Source organism: Capnocytophaga sp. CM59, from assembly GCF_000293175.1.
Taxonomy (GTDB): Bacteria; Bacteroidota; Bacteroidia; order Flavobacteriales; family Flavobacteriaceae; genus Capnocytophaga; species Capnocytophaga granulosa.
Window position 1 is genome coordinate 1 of sequence record NZ_ALNN01000035.1, and the last position, 15,082, is coordinate 15,082.

Sequence of the window (15,082 nt, forward strand, 5' to 3'; positions counted from 1 at the left end):
ACTTACTAACTCCCCCCTTGAGGGGGGGTAGGGGGGATGTTTTGAGAATCAGTTGATTACAGAGCTTGCGAAACTTAAGTAAATAATATTTTAACTATTGATTCGGATTTTTACCTTTTACTTTTTAATTAGTTTAATGAGTACAGGTGCAGTGGTAATCAGTACAATGAAGAGGACGATTAGCTCTAAGTGCTTTTTGAGATCTATGCCAAATTGGTCTATAAAGAGCTTATCTAGGTAGTGTCCCATAAAAACAAGGGTAAAAGACCATGCTATAGCTCCTATAATATTGTATACCATGAACTGGCCTCGACGCATCCCTACAATCCCCGCTACGATAGGGGCAAAAGTACGTACAATAGGGAGAAAACGAGCAGCGATGACCGCAACGGCACCATGCTGTTTATAGAAAACATCGGCCTTGAGTAGGTATTTGCGCTTGAAGAAGAACGAATCTTTACGTTCGTAAAGCGCATGTCCGCTACGCTTACCAAACCAATAACTGACCATATTACCTATGATAGCCGCCAGGGCGATAGAGGAGGCTATGATGGTCGTATCCAAGAAATCACTACCTGTAATACCAAAGGTATCCCTTACCATAGGTACAGCATAGATACCAGAAATAAATAGGAGACTATCCCCAGGGAGGAAAAAGCCTATGAAAAGCCCTGTCTCGGCAAAGATGATGAATAATACCAACCAATATCCACCTAACTTAATGTAAAACTCTGGATTTACAAGGTCGCTCCAGCTTTGGAAATGTTCCATATATGTTCTTATTTAGTGTTTTGTGTTAATCACTCGTCTGTATGACGGTCGTAAGAATAACGCCCCAGATCCATGGCTTGGTTGAATATCTGTTTGGCTTCTTCCAAGCGGCCTACATGGGCGTATATCTCAGCACAACGGCGCAAAAAGGTCGGATTGTCTCCTTCGTTGAGCAGTACTTGATTGACATATTTTTCGGCTTTTTCATAATCATTCTCCCTAGCATAATAATCCACCAAGGCTAGCCAAGCCTTACTCGACTGTGGGTCTTCGTGTACGGCCTTGAAATAATACTGCTCAGCCATCACTCTATCGCCCAACTTCTCATAGCAATTGCCAATGCGCAAGTAGGCAAAAGACGAGGGGTCGTCCAGAGAAAGGGTAATCTTATAGTTCTCTATGGCCAACTTGTATTCCTTGAGGCGTTCTAATACTTTTCCTTTTTCAAAATAGGCGCCTGTGAAGGTGTCATCGCTGATAATGGCAAAATCAAACGCCCTGAGTGCCTCTTGAAAATTGTTCTGAACCATATATTGCCTACCTAAGCTATGCCAGGCCACTTCGCAATAAGGATTGTTGTCAAGGAAGGCAGTAAGGAACTGTATAGCCTGCTCGTTTTCGCCTAAGAAATCAAAACAGTGTAGGAGTTGTTGTAGGGAAAAATAATCCTCAGGATCGCGAGTTAGGCAGCGTTTGAAATATTTCTTGGCCAAGGCATACGACTCCATATACATATACTCCATGGCAATCTGAGAATCAATATCCGAAGGGTCATCACTGAAGGAAAGGGCATACTGGAGTAGTTCTATGGCCTTGGTATGGTTATTTTTTTTAGAATATAAGTGGGCGCGCTGCACATATATCTCGGCATTGTAAGGCTCCTGGTGGAGAATTTCGTCCAAGATATCACCTGCCTGCTGAAGGTTATCCTCATAGATCAGCATCTCGGCCTGCAAGAGCCTAAGAGCAGCTACAAAGGGGAATTGGCTAAGGGCTGTGTCTATGGCCTGTTTGGCCTTGGCATATTTGGCATTTTCAAAATAGTAAAGGATAATATCCTCATACTGATAGCTATCAAAAAAACCTACCTTATGTTCGCTAAGCAGGGTCTCATAACGAGAAATCACCTCCCGGCGTTCATCTTTATTTGAGTACATTGTTATTTTAAGTAATTGGTTACAGCGAACACTCTTATAATCAAGAGGTTACCCGCTGTATAAAGTGCATTTTTTCAGGGAGCTAAAATACAACTTTTTATCCTATCTCCGACAAAGTTGGTTATAACTTTTCATTTTGTTGATAACTTTAAAAAGGCTGCCCCGAAGGACAGCCTTTTTAGTGCTTAGTTTTTAGTTTTGAATTTTTAGTTTCAAGATATTAGTCACTAATCATTAGTCACTCGTTACTTGTCACTAATCATTAGTCACTCGTCACTATTTAGAGCCATTTCACCAATGGGAAATCCTGGCGGTGAGGCAAGAGTTCATGCTTAGGATAGAGTCGCAAAGCAATCATAAAGAGGCCTGCACCCTCAGTGGCAGTGGAGAGCTTATAGGTAGCTACACGGCCAGAGAAGGAAATAAGTTCCGCCTGAATGAGTTGGTCTACCTTTAGCGTACCTTCTTCCTTACGAGTAACCACTAGTTCTAAGCCTATATCTTCAGGAGTAAGTTCGCTTAGGTAGAGGTCTACAGTGGCCTCATACTTCTTACCCAAGGAGATCAGTTCGGTGTCTCGCTTAGGAGCAACCACTTTCTCCACTCGTATATGTGCCCACTCTTGGCTAACCTTCTTCTTCCACTGAGAAAGAGCAATAGCTTTCTCGAAGTTGTTGGCTCTAAGGAGTTTAGAGCGTTTTTGCTGTGGATAGTAGTATTGGTTTTCATAATCAGTAAGCATACGATAGGTCGTAAATTTAGGAGCTACCTTACCTATGGTATTCTTGATAAAGTTACACCATTCTATGGAGATACCTTTGCCCTCCTTGTCCTTGTTATAGAAAGCAGGAGCGATTTGGTCTTCTATGATGTTGTAGATTAGCTCAGCATCGAGTTCGTCTTGGTACTTTTGGTTTTCATAGGTACGTTTTTGAGGAAGCATCCAGCCGGCATCTTCGCGGTAACCTTCTACCCACCAGCCATCGAGTACGCTAAAGTGCATCACCCCGTTCATAGCGGCCTTTTCTCCACTAGTACCAGAGGCTTCGAGCGGACGTGTAGGCGTGTTCATCCATACATCCACCCCTTGAATCAGGGTACGAGCCAAGTCCATGTCATAGTTAGAGAGGAAGATGATCTTTCCTAAGAAGCGTGGCTGCTTGGATATTTCCACTATATGCTTGATGAGGTCTTGCCCAGCCTTGTCGGCAGGGTGTGCCTTTCCAGCAAAGATAAACTGTACAGGGCGTTCTGGGTTATTGATAATCGCATCAAGTCTGTCTAGATTGGTAAAGAGCAGGTGAGCACGCTTATAAGTAGCGAAACGACGGGCAAAACCTATGGTAAGTACATCATCACGAAGGGTATCAAATACTTCCACAATCTCACGAGGAGTGAAATAGTTGACATTTTGACTATCGGTTAGGTTGTGCTTGATACGGCGTATGAGCTTAGAGCGGAGTTCTTGCTTGATTTGGGCTACTTTCTCATCAGGGACATCGTAAATGCCTTCGAACGATGCTTCTGTATAGGCACCAGCCTCCTTCTTGAAGTACTTTTCTTCCACTTCTTTCCATAGAGGCGAAGTCCAGGTAGGACGGTGTACTCCATTGGTTACATAGCTGATATGGAGTTCCTCTGGTAGGTAGCCTTTCCACATATCTTTGAAGATATCACGGCTTACCTCGCCATGGAGCATACTCACCCCATTGACTTCCTGAGAGAGGTTTGCAGCCAAGAAGCTCATGGAGAATTTCTCATGAGGATCATTCACATTGATCTTACCAAGGGAAAGAATCTGTTGCCAATCCACATGGAGTTTTTCGGCATAGTCGCCTATGAAAGCCCGTAGCATAGTTTCCTCAAAGGCATCATGCCCCGCAGGTACTGGGGTGTGCGTTGTAAAGAGGGAAGAGGCACGAACCACTTCTACCGCTTCGGAGAAAGAAAGGTGATGTTCGTTGATAAACTTATTCAAACGTTCCAAACCAATTAAGGCGGCGTGTCCTTCGTTGCAGTGGTATATATCATAGGAAACACCTAAGCTGCGGAGCACCTTGATACCACCCAAGCCCAAAAGCATTTCTTGCTTGAGTCGGTTCTCCCAGTTACCTCCGTATAAGTGGTGAGTGATGGTGCGGTCTTCTTCGTTATTGTCCTCATAGTCAGTATCCAAGAGGTAAAGCTCAATACGCCCTACATCCACACGCCATACACGTGCATAGAGCGTACGACCAGGCAAGGCCAAGGAGATTTTTAGCCATTTGCCATCCTTGTCAAGCACTGGGGAAACAGGAATCTTGGTGAAGTCCTGTGCTTCATATTCGGACTCTTGATTACCAAAGGCGGAAATCTTCTGAGTGAAATAACCATAACGGTAAAGCAAGCCCACCCCTGTGATCTTGGTCGCCTTGTCGCTGGCTTCCTTGAGGTAGTCCCCGGCCAAGATACCCAAACCTCCAGAGTAGATCTTTAGGGAAGAGTGCAAACCAAATTCCATGCTAAAGTAAGCGATGGAAGGATTGGTCATCTCTTTCTTCTTTTCCATGTAAGTCAAGAAGTCTTTGTATACCTTATCCAAACGTGCCATGAAGGCAGCATCGTTCTCCAAGGCCTTGAACTTACTGAGCGAAATGGAGTCAAGTAGCAAAATAGGGTTCTTATGTACTCGACGCCACTCTTCAGGATCTATGCTCTTGAAAAGTTGTTCAGCTTCTTCGTTCCAGCACCACCAAAGGTTTTTAGCCAATTCCTCAAGGGCTTTGAATTTCTCAGGAGTAGCACGGTGTACGATCACACTGCGCCAGAAAGGCGTATTGACTACCTTGGATTGTTCCCATACTTCCACATCGGTATCAGCTATAGGTAGGTTGGCCAATCGTGGTTGTAACTTATTGAGGGTGAGTTCGTAGGCTTTTTGGTAATAGACAAAAAACTTATCCCAAAGGGCGGCCTTTCCTATCTGTTGGGCATCTTCCCATAGCGCTTCGTAAGCAGTAGGGGAGAGGCGGGCAATTTTTTCTATTTGGCTTACCACTCCTACCACCACTTCTTGGTAGTTGCTGTCATCGCGACGGAGCACCTTCAAGGCCAAGTTTTCGTTGGGGAAATGCGCCAAAGCCCAAGAGCCAAAGCCTGCTAAGGTAGTGGTAATGGTAGGCACCCCAAAGCATAAACTCTCAAAAGGTGTATAGCCCCATGGCTCATAGTAGGACGGGAATACAGTAAGGTCTATCCCTGTCAAAAGGTCATAGTAGGAGAGGTCAAACACCCCATCATTCCCCAAAAGATAGCTCGGACAATACACCACTTTTACCTTATCTTGCAGTTGGTTAAAGAGTTGAGCTTCTTTTAGTTTGGATATGATAGTATTGTGATATTCATCAGTTACCAAATGTGTCGTATAAGTCTGCCCAACGGTGTTAGTTCCTTCATAAGCCGAAGGAATAAGAATGAAAGCAACCACTTCTCGGTCAAAGGTAGCATCTTTATTGATTTCTTGAAGGGCATCGATAAAGACATCTATTCCCTTGTTTCTGAACTCATTGCGTCCGCTAATAGCCACAAAGAAAGGTTTCTTTTCAAAGGTAGTTCCTGTAACCTTTTGGGCTACTTCTTGGAGCTTAGCGGCAGCTCTTTTGTGTTTTTCAAGGAAGCTAGTACGATCGCTTATATGACCTTCGTCAAAGCCATTAGGAGTAACCACCTCAGGGATACGGCCTAAGAAGTGTGCGGCCTCGCGAGCAGTAATATCGCTTACAGTAGTAAATACATCGGCCTGACAGGCTGCCTTAGCTTCTAGGAAGTGCTTATGCTGTACGGAGAAGCGGTAGGCCAATTCGGTAGGCTTGTACTCCTCCAAATAGTTGTACAGTGCCCAGCCATTGCCAGCTATGCTACGACCCAAGACGGTCGCATGAGTAGTGAATACGGTACCCACCTGTGGAACTTCCTGCTTGAGATAGAGTAAGGCTGTACCACTCATCCACTCATGGAAATGGGCAATGGCACGTTCGCGTACCCCTACTTGGAAACGGATAAAGCTCTCCAAGACCTTTCCTACGGCATAGCCAAAGAGGGCAGACTCGGTGAAGTCCCAAGAGGCATTGAGCGAATCCAGCTGTTGGGTATTCCAATAATAGGTAAGAATTTCGTTTTTCTCACTGATATAATGGGAAAAATCCACCAAAATAGCAATGGGTTTTCCTTTTATATTCCAATACCCTGTTCTTACGCGTAGGCCTTCCTCCTTTGTACGAGCGAGCCATGAAGGGAAAAGCGCGTCATCTTGTACGAACTCAGGATTTTCCTTGTGTTGCCATAGGTCAGGGCCTACGGTGATATACTTGTCTGCAAACTTGTCTCTGAGCAGTGCAGCACGTGTTGCCAATACGGTATGTATGCCACCAATCTTATTGCATACTTCCCAGCTAATTTCAAATAAATAATTCGGATCCATTGTTATTTCTTCTTTCATTGATTATGGTTCTAACACTCTGCAAATATAAATAATATTTACAAGGAAAAAAAGTAAAACAATTGATTTTTAATCTCTTTTTTTCAACACCTTGATTATCAATGGTTAATACTTAATGGTTAATTGTTAATTGTTATGAGGGCTAACCACTAATAATTAACAATTGACGGCTGATAATTAACAATTACCCTGACACGGTTTGTCCAGTTAGGCGGCTATCTTTGCATCGTGGAAGGAAGAAGTTTATAAATCCATAGATTTTTATAGGCAAAAAGGAAATACATGTCATAAAAATTTTGTATATTTGTCGCAAATTTTAAAACACTTAAATATTTGAGATAAACATACCATAGAAATATCATGATATAGCGTTTCGCTTTGATTTTCCCGCTCCGGAATACGACCAAACATTTCAATAGCACAAGGAAAGCAAAGGACGAAATGCCTGCCTTATAAGCGCAGGTATTCCTTTTTGCTTTTGTGTTAGCCTTTGGTTGGGCTCCGGACAAAGTAGGAGGGAGCCTGCGTTTGATACATTTTTACAAGATAAATCAAATCAATCTTTTAATGGTATGGCAAATTTAATTAACTTAGGGGACGAATTGTTGGGAATTTGTCCCACCAGCTGCAACAAAATTGAAGCCTCTACTAATAAAATGGCTTAATGGTGATTTAGAAACTTTCTGTTACGACGAAAAGGGCTATGTTATTCAATACGAGTATTATATAGGAGGGGAATATAGACAATGGCTATATATTGAGCTATGAAGGTTCTAATCAGGAAGACTCAAGTGACTGGCTAACATTTAAATCAGGAAGAGAGAATGCAGAGGGCGAAATGGTATGGGGTTGCGAATACGAATGGCGAGGGTATACTTGGGAATTGAGTTTATATGAAAATGGTGAACTCCATGAAAGAATAACATCGAAAGTCCATCTATCAACCAATGAGGCGGTAAGCGTATTTATGCGTATGTAAGAGAAGTAAAAAATACAATTCAGATTTTTAAAAATATATTAACAATTAAATGCGAAAACACATGAAACCAAACATTTTTGACATTGCCACTAAAGAACTTAGCCAAGATGCTTTTATCACTTGGTTATTGGCTTTTGCTGATAATGATAATCAGCAATACGATAAGGAATTAAACCTATGTGCAAAAGAATTCGTCTCTATGCTCATAAAAAAACAAATTCCAAATTTTAATGAGCCTATACTTACAGTTGAGGCAGGGCGTCAGTGGGAAAACATTGATGTATGGGCAGAAGTCAATAATAAATATCTCATTATTATTGAAGATAAAACAGTGACCTCTGAACACTCTAATCAGTTAGAACGCTATAAAGAAATAGCAGAAAAATGGTGTTCTGAGAATAGATATGAAACTCCTATTTGTATTTACCTTAAGACAGGAAATGAAAGTCTAAGTATTTTCAATGCTATAAAGGGGAAAGGATATGCTATCTTTGATAGGACAGACTTCATAACTTTACTTAATAATCATAAAGATGTTAAAAACAATATCTTTATTGATTTTTACGAACGTATGACTAACTTAGAAAAGTTAAGTACAGCCTTTGAGCATAAACCTTTAGACAAATGGAATGGCTATGATTGGCAAGGTTTTTTCAAGCTTATCGAAACTAAAATCAATATAAAATGGCATTATGTAAACAATCCAAATGGAGGTTTTTGGAATGCTATTCTTAATTGGGATTATTGGGGAGATTATCCTGTGTATATTCAACTTGAAGAGGGGAAATTGTGTTTTAAGTTATCAACAGATCCTGATGATATTGACCTGCCTGATAATTTTGATAGAGCAACCACTCGTAATGAACTTTACGATCTAATAATTGAGAAAGCAACCGCTTTAGGATTAGATGAAATCAGAAAACCAGATAGGTTTGGTAATGGTAAATATATGACAGTTGCCATTGTTGATAAAGAAAACTGGTTAGCTAATGAAAGAGGTTTTGTGAATACTCAAAAAGTAGTTGAAAATCTAACAAAATATCTAGATTTCTTGCGAAAAGAGATTTTAGGATAGACTGTTATAATCTCCCTACTTTTAGGAGTGGGGAGATTTTTTTAAAAAATATTGCAAAAGGTCACAGTTTGTCCAGCAGTGAGTCTATCTTTGCAGCGTGGAAGAAAGAATTAACCATTGACAATTAACAATTAAAATTATGCCATTGTATTTAGATGACCTTCGCCCTACCCCAATAGGTTTTGACCGTGTATATAGTTATGAGGAGTTTGTGGACTATCTTGAGAGAAAGGGACTACCTGATTTTATTTCCTTTGACCATGACTTAGGAGAAGACCTATCGGGCTATGATTGTGCTAAATACATAGTGGAGTACTGCCTAATACATCAGCTCCCTCTACCTAATTATAAAGTACATAGCCAAAACCCCGTAGGCAAGGAGAATATAGAACGCTTGTTGGAAAACTTTAAAAATTTTGAGGGTTGAGTTAGAAATAGTATATTTGTACCTTAATTTCATATAAAACATGAACACATTTACCCCAGAATTACAGCAATGGGCAGCCGAAGTGATAGAGAAAATCACCCCCATAGCTGAAGAAATTAACTTAGCTTACTATCCCCTACAGTCAGAAGCTAAAATGAATCCTGAACTCCTGATTATTGGGCTGAATCCAAGAGGTGATGTCAATATAGAAGAAGGTAAAGGGACTTATTCTAATCAAAAAAAATCCTCAGATTGGGAATTTAAAGATGAGAAAATGACAGTTGAATGTCTATTAAAGGGAAATCCTTGCAAATGGGAGTATGAAAAATGGAATGTTTATCAAGGGTTAAAAGGTATTGGACATATAAAAAATATAATAGAAAAAGGCAACTATTGCTTTATAAACTATATTTTCTTTGCAACAAAAGATGAAAAAGATTTAAAAGCACTTCCTAAATTTAAAGAAATAGAAGATACTTGCGTTTCACTTACCAAAAAGTTTGTAGAGATTGTTAATCCAAAACAAATTATTGTTTTAGGTGTAACTGCAAGCGATAAATTAGTTTCCAATAAAAACACTCTTCTACATGGAAGAAATAAACTAATCATTGAAGGCCTTATTTCTAATAGGAAAGTATATTGTGTTTGCCATCCTTCAAGGCTTAGTAGTTACCTAAACAGGAACATAATCAACAAACGTTTGGGGGAAATTTTAGAGGGAAAAGATATCACACCTATTAACCTTGATAATAAAATAAACATTCAAAATGTTCTATCAGCACTCAAAGAACAGGGCTTTGATTTTACCAAGTTACCGAAAGGTGAATATTACAAATTTATAACAAAAGGACTTAATGGGGATGAGTTAGACTTCCGTATTGATTTACAAGATAAAATCCCTTATATTGCTTTCCGTTCTTCAAATCAAAAAGATTTTTTAAACTTAAATGCTAAAGATTTTTATCTAAAACATTTTCCTAATGCAGAAAGTACAGAACATTGGGTAGGACGAAAGAATCTTTATGTTTATTCAGAAAATGTAGAGCAAGAGGTTATTGACGACCTCCTATCCTTATTAAAAGCCATTAAAGCTCAACAATAGTAGAGATATCCTTGTAATCTAATTCATTAAGACGCAATTTATTGCATCTTAGAAGATTAGAATGCTTTCAACGGTTGCTCCACAACATTAATCATTGAACATTAACCATTATTTGATGAAAATACAATACTTTTCCGACTTACACCTTGAGTTTGAGGACAATCTCAACTGGATTGACAACAACGCTATAGAGCGCGTGGGTGATATCCTAATCATCGCAGGCGATTTGTGTCCCTTTGTACAGCTCTCTCGTGTACTCTTTAAGAGCGAGATAGCCGACCTATGCAAGGGCTACAAAAAAGTGTTCTGGATTCCTGGCAACCATGAGTACTATATCTTTACACACAACTATGCCGCTACCCGCTATGAACAACCAATGAAGGAAATCCCCAATCTCTTTTTGGTAGACAACTATACCGAGCGTATCGGCCGTACCCAACTGATTCTCTGTACAATGTGGAGCCATATCGGGAGGAAGAATGCTGCCAAGATTAAGTATGGTATGAGTGACTTCCACTATATCACCGTGCAAAACCCCGAAAAAGGAGAGGAAATAGACTCCCTACAAGTGGCAGACTTCAACGCTTTCAACAAAACAGCGGTTAAGTTTCTCAAAACAGCCGTCAAAAAGGCTACCCAAGCCAAGAAAGCAGGAGAGATAGACCATATTGTAGTGGCTACCCACTATGTTCCTACCCTAAAGTACTACCCACAAATGTACTTGGGCAGCGTACTGAACGATGCCTTTGTCCTTGACCTCACCGATTTTATTGAAAAGAGTGCCATTGACTATTGGATTTATGGCCATCACCACTTCAACCAACCCGATTTCAGAATTGGCAATACGGTTCTGACTACCAACCAACTCGGTTACGTCATGCGTGAGGAAAACGAAGGCTTCGAGTGGGGACGATATATAGAAGTAGGGGCGAAAGACAATTCGCCCATAAATAACGAATAGTGAATAATTTTCTCCTCTTCCCTCTAAAATTTTTTCTTAGTCGGTCATAGCTTGTCCAACATGAGCATTACCTTTGCACCGTAATCAAAAATTAAAAACCATGAATACGGTAAAAACAAACACTCTTAATGGACAGCTCCCCGCAGAGACGCTTATTTTAGGTATAGGCGGTGGTGGGGCTAATTTCTTAGATTATGTACAAAAGAATAGCCCCCAGCCTATCCGCTGTATAGCTTGTGATACCGACCCTGAAGGTATCACCTATGCCCAAGGAAAAGGCCTCGTAACCTTATACTTAGGCGAATCTTTTGTGTTCAATCCTTTTGTTCCTTTATTAGCTGAAATCATTGCAAACGCTGATATCAGTAATATTGATAAAGCTCTTGAAGGTGTCGAGCAATTGTTCATCTTTGCTACTTTAGGTGGAGCCACAGGTACAGGGAGTATTTTTACGATTGTGAGAAGAGCCTTGTTCTTAGGGATTCCTGTCAAAGTAGCAGTTACGATACCTTTCTCTTTTGAAGGAAAAGAACGAAGAAAACAAGCCTTAGCAATGGCGGCTTCCTTAAAGGAAGAAGTGGCTGATACTCTTGTCTTTGATATGGACAGCTTAGAAAAGGAAGTTGGTAACTATGGCGTAGGCGAAGGCTTTGCAGAGATAGACAAACGTATATGGGAACACCTATTAGAATCACTAACCACTAACCCTTAAAAATCATGGCAAAAACAATCCAAATAGAACGTTTAGTACGTATAGTAAGTTTGCTTACAGCTAATAAAAAGGGGCTGTCAGCACAAAAAATCAGTGAAAAATTGAAGGAAGAGGGAATAAACTTCAGTGATAGAACCATAAGGAGAGACTTTGATGATATAGAAAGTGCCTTTGGTATAGAGATTGTCTTTAATGCTAAGGAAAAGGTATGGACAATAGATCCTGAAACCCTCTCAGACCAACAACTGCTCTTAGACCACCTCCTGCTTATGGAGGCCTACCGAAGGGCAAAAGATCAGCATATCCTCCTTGTGGAACCCCAACCCGAAAGAGGGTTGGAGATGCTTGACCCTATCCTTACGGCTATTGACAAAAACCTCTTGATTACTTTCCACTACAAGGCTTTTTACTCGGAAGAGACCACCGAAAGACAGGTGTTGGCTTATGCTGTAAGGGAATACCAAGGACGCTGGTACCTTATCGCTACGGACGACAAACCGCCTTTCAAGCTCAAGGCATTTGCCTTTGACCGTATGAGCGACCTAAGAGTAACAGAGACAAAGGTAAAACACCAAAAATTGGATATGGAAACGTTCTTTGACCATTTCTATGGGATCTCCATGGCTGAAGGCGAACCATGCCAACAGATACTCCTTTCTTTCAACTATGAGCAAGGACAATATGCTAAAACACTCAAGCTACACCCATCGCAAGTAGTTGTTTCTGAAGACGATAAAGAGGTGCGCGTACAGCTAACCCTTGCTTTTTCCCATGGGGAAGCTCCCTACGACTTAGTCATGCGACTTTGCTCTTTTAGTGATTCGGTAAAGGTACTCGCTCCCGCCTCCTTAGCCCAGCAGGTTAAAGCGCGTCTTAAGGCAGCATACAAACAATATACTTAGCAAATTGGAAAATTTTTCGTACATTTGTCCCTAATAAAATCATATAATTATGAGCTTAGAGGACAAATGGGCTTCCTTGGACAAAAAATTGGACGGAATTCTCCGCAACCAGTCTTATATTATCCAAAAGGTCTTACTAATGCAGAGCCAGTTGGAGCAGCTTTCTACAGCTGCCCCAGCTAAGGGAGATGTACCCAAACCTAAAGAGGTATTTCAACCAGTAACAGATAAAGAGATAACCCCACCTATAGAAAAAGCACCAGCGCCAAAGGTGCAAGAGGCACCAGCGCCCAAAGAGCAAGAGACACCAGCGGCAAAGGCGCAAGAGGTTGTAACACCAAAGGCTCAAGAGGTCATAGAAAAACCTATCCAAAAGGTAGCTATGCAGGCGCCTATTACCCCTCCTAAGGCTGCCGCTTCTGCTTCTAAGGATACGAGAGAACCTGTGATAGAGTGGTCTAAACTGATTAAAAAAGAGGATTGGGAACGCTTCATTGGGGGTAATCTCTTTAATAAGATTGGGATTGCCATTATCCTTATTGGGGTGTTTATAGGGGTGAAGTACTCCATAGACCATGACCTTATCAGTCCTACCATGCGTATCATCTTGGGTTACCTCACAGGGGCTGCCCTCTTTGGAGTGGGCTATTACCTAAAGCCTAAGTATGAGAAATTCAGTGCGGTGCTCGTCAGCGGTGCGATGGCGATTTTCTATTTCCTGACCTATGTGGCGTATGATTTTTACCAGATGTTCCCTACAGGGGTAGCTTTCGCACTGATGTTCTTTGTGACGGTTGCCACGATTTGGTTTGCCCTGAGCTACAACCAGCAGATTATTGCGCTTATTGGTATGGTAGGAGGCTATGCGGTGCCTTTCTTGCTGAGCAATGGGGGCGGACATGTATGGGTACTGCTCTCCTATGTGGCTTTTATCAATGTAGGGATATTGATTATATCCTTCTATAAGCAATGGCGCTGGCTCTATCATTCGGCCTTTGTCTTTACTTGGGTACTTTACCTGACCCTTCATGTGTTCAAATACAAGGATAACCAGGGACTTTATTTCTCATTCCTATTGGTGTATTACCTGATCTTCCATTTTGCCTTCATTGTACGCAAGCTCTGGGCAAAGGATACTTTTACCATAGGGGATATTCTTATTTTGCTATCTAATACCTTGTTATTCTATTCGTTAGGGCTATCCTTTACCTTTGAAAATGTATTTGCTCAGACACGTGATTATCTGACGGTATTCACTTTGGCTAATGCACTTTTCCACTTCTTGGTGTATTACTATACCCGTAGTCGGGGCGCTTCTAAGGAGCTGAAGTACCTAAGTCTCATCTTGGCCATTTCTTTTGGAACCCTTACCATACCTATCTATTTTGAAGGGGTTTGGATTACGCTCTTCTGGGCAATGGAAGCAGGAGGTCTCTTCTGGGTAGGACGTACCAAAAAAATCCGTATGTATGAGATGCTCTCCTATATAGTACTCCCTTTAGCGACTTTTAGCCTTTGGACTAATTGGATAGAAATGCAGGAACATGTCGCCTCAATTCCAGAGAAGGTAACAGCTTTTCTCAATACTACCTTCCTTAACTCATTGCTTTATGTGGGTATAGTGGCGGGGATCTCCTATATCAATAGCCGTTATAGGGAAAAGGCCTCAGAAACGTTTGATTATGGGATCAATATACTCCTATTTATAGTGCTATATGCTACTTTTTATATAGAGATATATAATTATTGGGCAATAAGGATAAACCAATATGTAGTAGAAGCAGATACAGGAATGAAAGCCTATGATAGTTTGCAGTACTTTAAGCAAATGTGGCTTATTGTCTATACAGTGGCTTACTTTGCACTCTTTACATGGATAGATACGCGCTATATTCGCAAAGAAAAAATCTTGTTTAACAACTTGGTTTTCAATCTTATTATAGGAATGATTATGCTCACACAAGGCTTGTATTTGCTCAGCGAACTCAGGGGGCTATACCTAAGTTATACCCCTGGTATGATGTATGTAATCATCCGTTATATAGCTCTATTGGCTTTTGCTCTATTGTTATGGCAGACGTACAAGTTGCTCGATGCAGAGGCTATCAACTTCAAAAACAATAAGGTACGTGATTTGGTGCTTTATGGGGTTGTTCTATGGGTGGTAAGTAGCGAATGGCTACACTGGACAGAACTTTTGGGTGCTACGGCTAATTACAAATTGGGTCTGAGCATCTTATGGGTGTCTTATGGTGTGTTCATGCTTGTGAAGGGAATACATCAGAGCAAAAGCTATATGCGAATAGCCAGTATATCTGTAATTCTCTTTACTTTAGTCAAGCTATTTTTCTATGATATAGCGCACCTAAGTACTATTTCTAGAGTGGTGGTATTGGTCATACTTGGTGTATTGCTTATGATCGCTTCCTTCCTCTATGTGAAGTACGATAAGAAAATACGTAATAATGACAAGTGACCAATGACAAGTGACCAATGACAAGTGACTAATACCATAATAG

General features: G+C 40.9%; 10 protein-coding genes. 7 read left to right on the top strand and 3 right to left on the bottom strand.

The window, feature by feature from the left end; all coding sequences use genetic code 11:
* Nucleotides 1-117: 117 nt before the first annotated feature.
* The 3 genes from HMPREF1154_RS08635 to glgP form a co-directional block, all read right to left on the bottom strand.
* On the bottom strand, nt 118-771 hold the full coding sequence (locus HMPREF1154_RS08635; protein ID WP_009642218.1) for a DedA family protein: 654 nt from the start codon (nt 769-771) through the stop codon (nt 118-120).
* Between the two features lie 29 nt (nt 772-800).
* Nucleotides 801-1,928, bottom strand: a complete 1,128-nt coding sequence (locus HMPREF1154_RS08640; protein WP_034567206.1) for a tetratricopeptide repeat protein — start codon at nt 1,926-1,928, stop codon at nt 801-803.
* A gap of 280 nt (nt 1,929-2,208) precedes the next feature.
* Nucleotides 2,209-6,405: an alpha-glucan family phosphorylase gene (gene glgP, locus HMPREF1154_RS08645; RefSeq protein ID WP_009642219.1), complete on the bottom strand. Its 4,197-nt coding sequence runs from the start codon at nt 6,403-6,405 to the stop codon at nt 2,209-2,211.
* Between the two features lie 1,040 nt (nt 6,406-7,445).
* On the opposite strand from glgP, the gene HMPREF1154_RS08655 reads away from it, so the two are divergent.
* The 7 genes from HMPREF1154_RS08655 (at nt 7,446) to HMPREF1154_RS08685 (ending at nt 15,039) form a co-directional block, all read left to right on the top strand.
* A complete protein-coding gene (locus HMPREF1154_RS08655) occupies nt 7,446-8,459 on the top strand; it encodes a PD-(D/E)XK nuclease family protein (RefSeq protein WP_009642212.1) in 1,014 nt (337 codons plus the stop codon).
* Nucleotides 8,460-8,598: 139 nt separating this feature from the next.
* The gene (locus HMPREF1154_RS08660) at nt 8,599-8,886 is read left to right on the top strand and encodes a cyclic-phosphate processing receiver domain-containing protein (RefSeq protein WP_034567211.1); all 288 of its coding nucleotides are present in this window, start codon (nt 8,599-8,601) and stop codon (nt 8,884-8,886) included.
* A 40-nt stretch (nt 8,887-8,926) separates the two neighbouring features.
* A complete protein-coding gene (locus HMPREF1154_RS08665) occupies nt 8,927-9,988 on the top strand; it encodes a uracil-DNA glycosylase (protein WP_009642230.1) in 1,062 nt (353 codons plus the stop codon).
* Nucleotides 9,989-10,103: 115 nt separating this feature from the next.
* Nucleotides 10,104-10,949, top strand: coding sequence for a metallophosphoesterase (locus tag HMPREF1154_RS08670; protein ID WP_009642220.1), 846 nt, complete (start codon nt 10,104-10,106; stop codon nt 10,947-10,949).
* A gap of 100 nt (nt 10,950-11,049) precedes the next feature.
* Nucleotides 11,050-11,661, top strand: a complete 612-nt coding sequence (locus HMPREF1154_RS08675; protein ID WP_009642223.1) for a hypothetical protein — start codon at nt 11,050-11,052, stop codon at nt 11,659-11,661.
* A gap of 5 nt (nt 11,662-11,666) precedes the next feature.
* Complete coding sequence (locus HMPREF1154_RS08680) at nt 11,667-12,563, top strand: helix-turn-helix transcriptional regulator (RefSeq protein ID WP_009642210.1); 897 nt, start codon at nt 11,667-11,669, stop codon at nt 12,561-12,563.
* Between the two features lie 49 nt (nt 12,564-12,612).
* A complete protein-coding gene (locus HMPREF1154_RS08685) occupies nt 12,613-15,039 on the top strand; it encodes a DUF2339 domain-containing protein (RefSeq protein WP_009642227.1) in 2,427 nt (808 codons plus the stop codon).
* Nucleotides 15,040-15,082 lie beyond the last annotated feature (43 nt).

What these genes read in the sequence shown, in the direction of transcription:
- HMPREF1154_RS08680 (WP_009642210.1), top strand. Translation starts at nt 11,667, where the DNA reads ATGGCAAAAACAATCCAAATAGAACGTTTAGTACGTATAGTAAGTTTG.
- HMPREF1154_RS08635 (WP_009642218.1), bottom strand. Translation starts at nt 771, where the DNA reads ATGGAACATTTCCAAAGCTGGAGCGACCTTGTAAATCCAGAGTTTTAC.
- glgP (WP_009642219.1), bottom strand. Translation starts at nt 6,405, where the DNA reads ATGAAAGAAGAAATAACAATGGATCCGAATTATTTATTTGAAATTAGC.
- HMPREF1154_RS08655 (WP_009642212.1), top strand. Translation starts at nt 7,446, where the DNA reads ATGAAACCAAACATTTTTGACATTGCCACTAAAGAACTTAGCCAAGAT.
- HMPREF1154_RS08675 (WP_009642223.1), top strand. Translation starts at nt 11,050, where the DNA reads ATGAATACGGTAAAAACAAACACTCTTAATGGACAGCTCCCCGCAGAG.
- HMPREF1154_RS08670 (WP_009642220.1), top strand. Translation starts at nt 10,104, where the DNA reads ATGAAAATACAATACTTTTCCGACTTACACCTTGAGTTTGAGGACAAT.
- HMPREF1154_RS08665 (WP_009642230.1), top strand. Translation starts at nt 8,927, where the DNA reads ATGAACACATTTACCCCAGAATTACAGCAATGGGCAGCCGAAGTGATA.
- HMPREF1154_RS08640 (WP_034567206.1), bottom strand. Translation starts at nt 1,928, where the DNA reads ATGTACTCAAATAAAGATGAACGCCGGGAGGTGATTTCTCGTTATGAG.
- HMPREF1154_RS08685 (WP_009642227.1), top strand. Translation starts at nt 12,613, where the DNA reads ATGAGCTTAGAGGACAAATGGGCTTCCTTGGACAAAAAATTGGACGGA.
- HMPREF1154_RS08660 (WP_034567211.1), top strand. Translation starts at nt 8,599, where the DNA reads ATGCCATTGTATTTAGATGACCTTCGCCCTACCCCAATAGGTTTTGAC.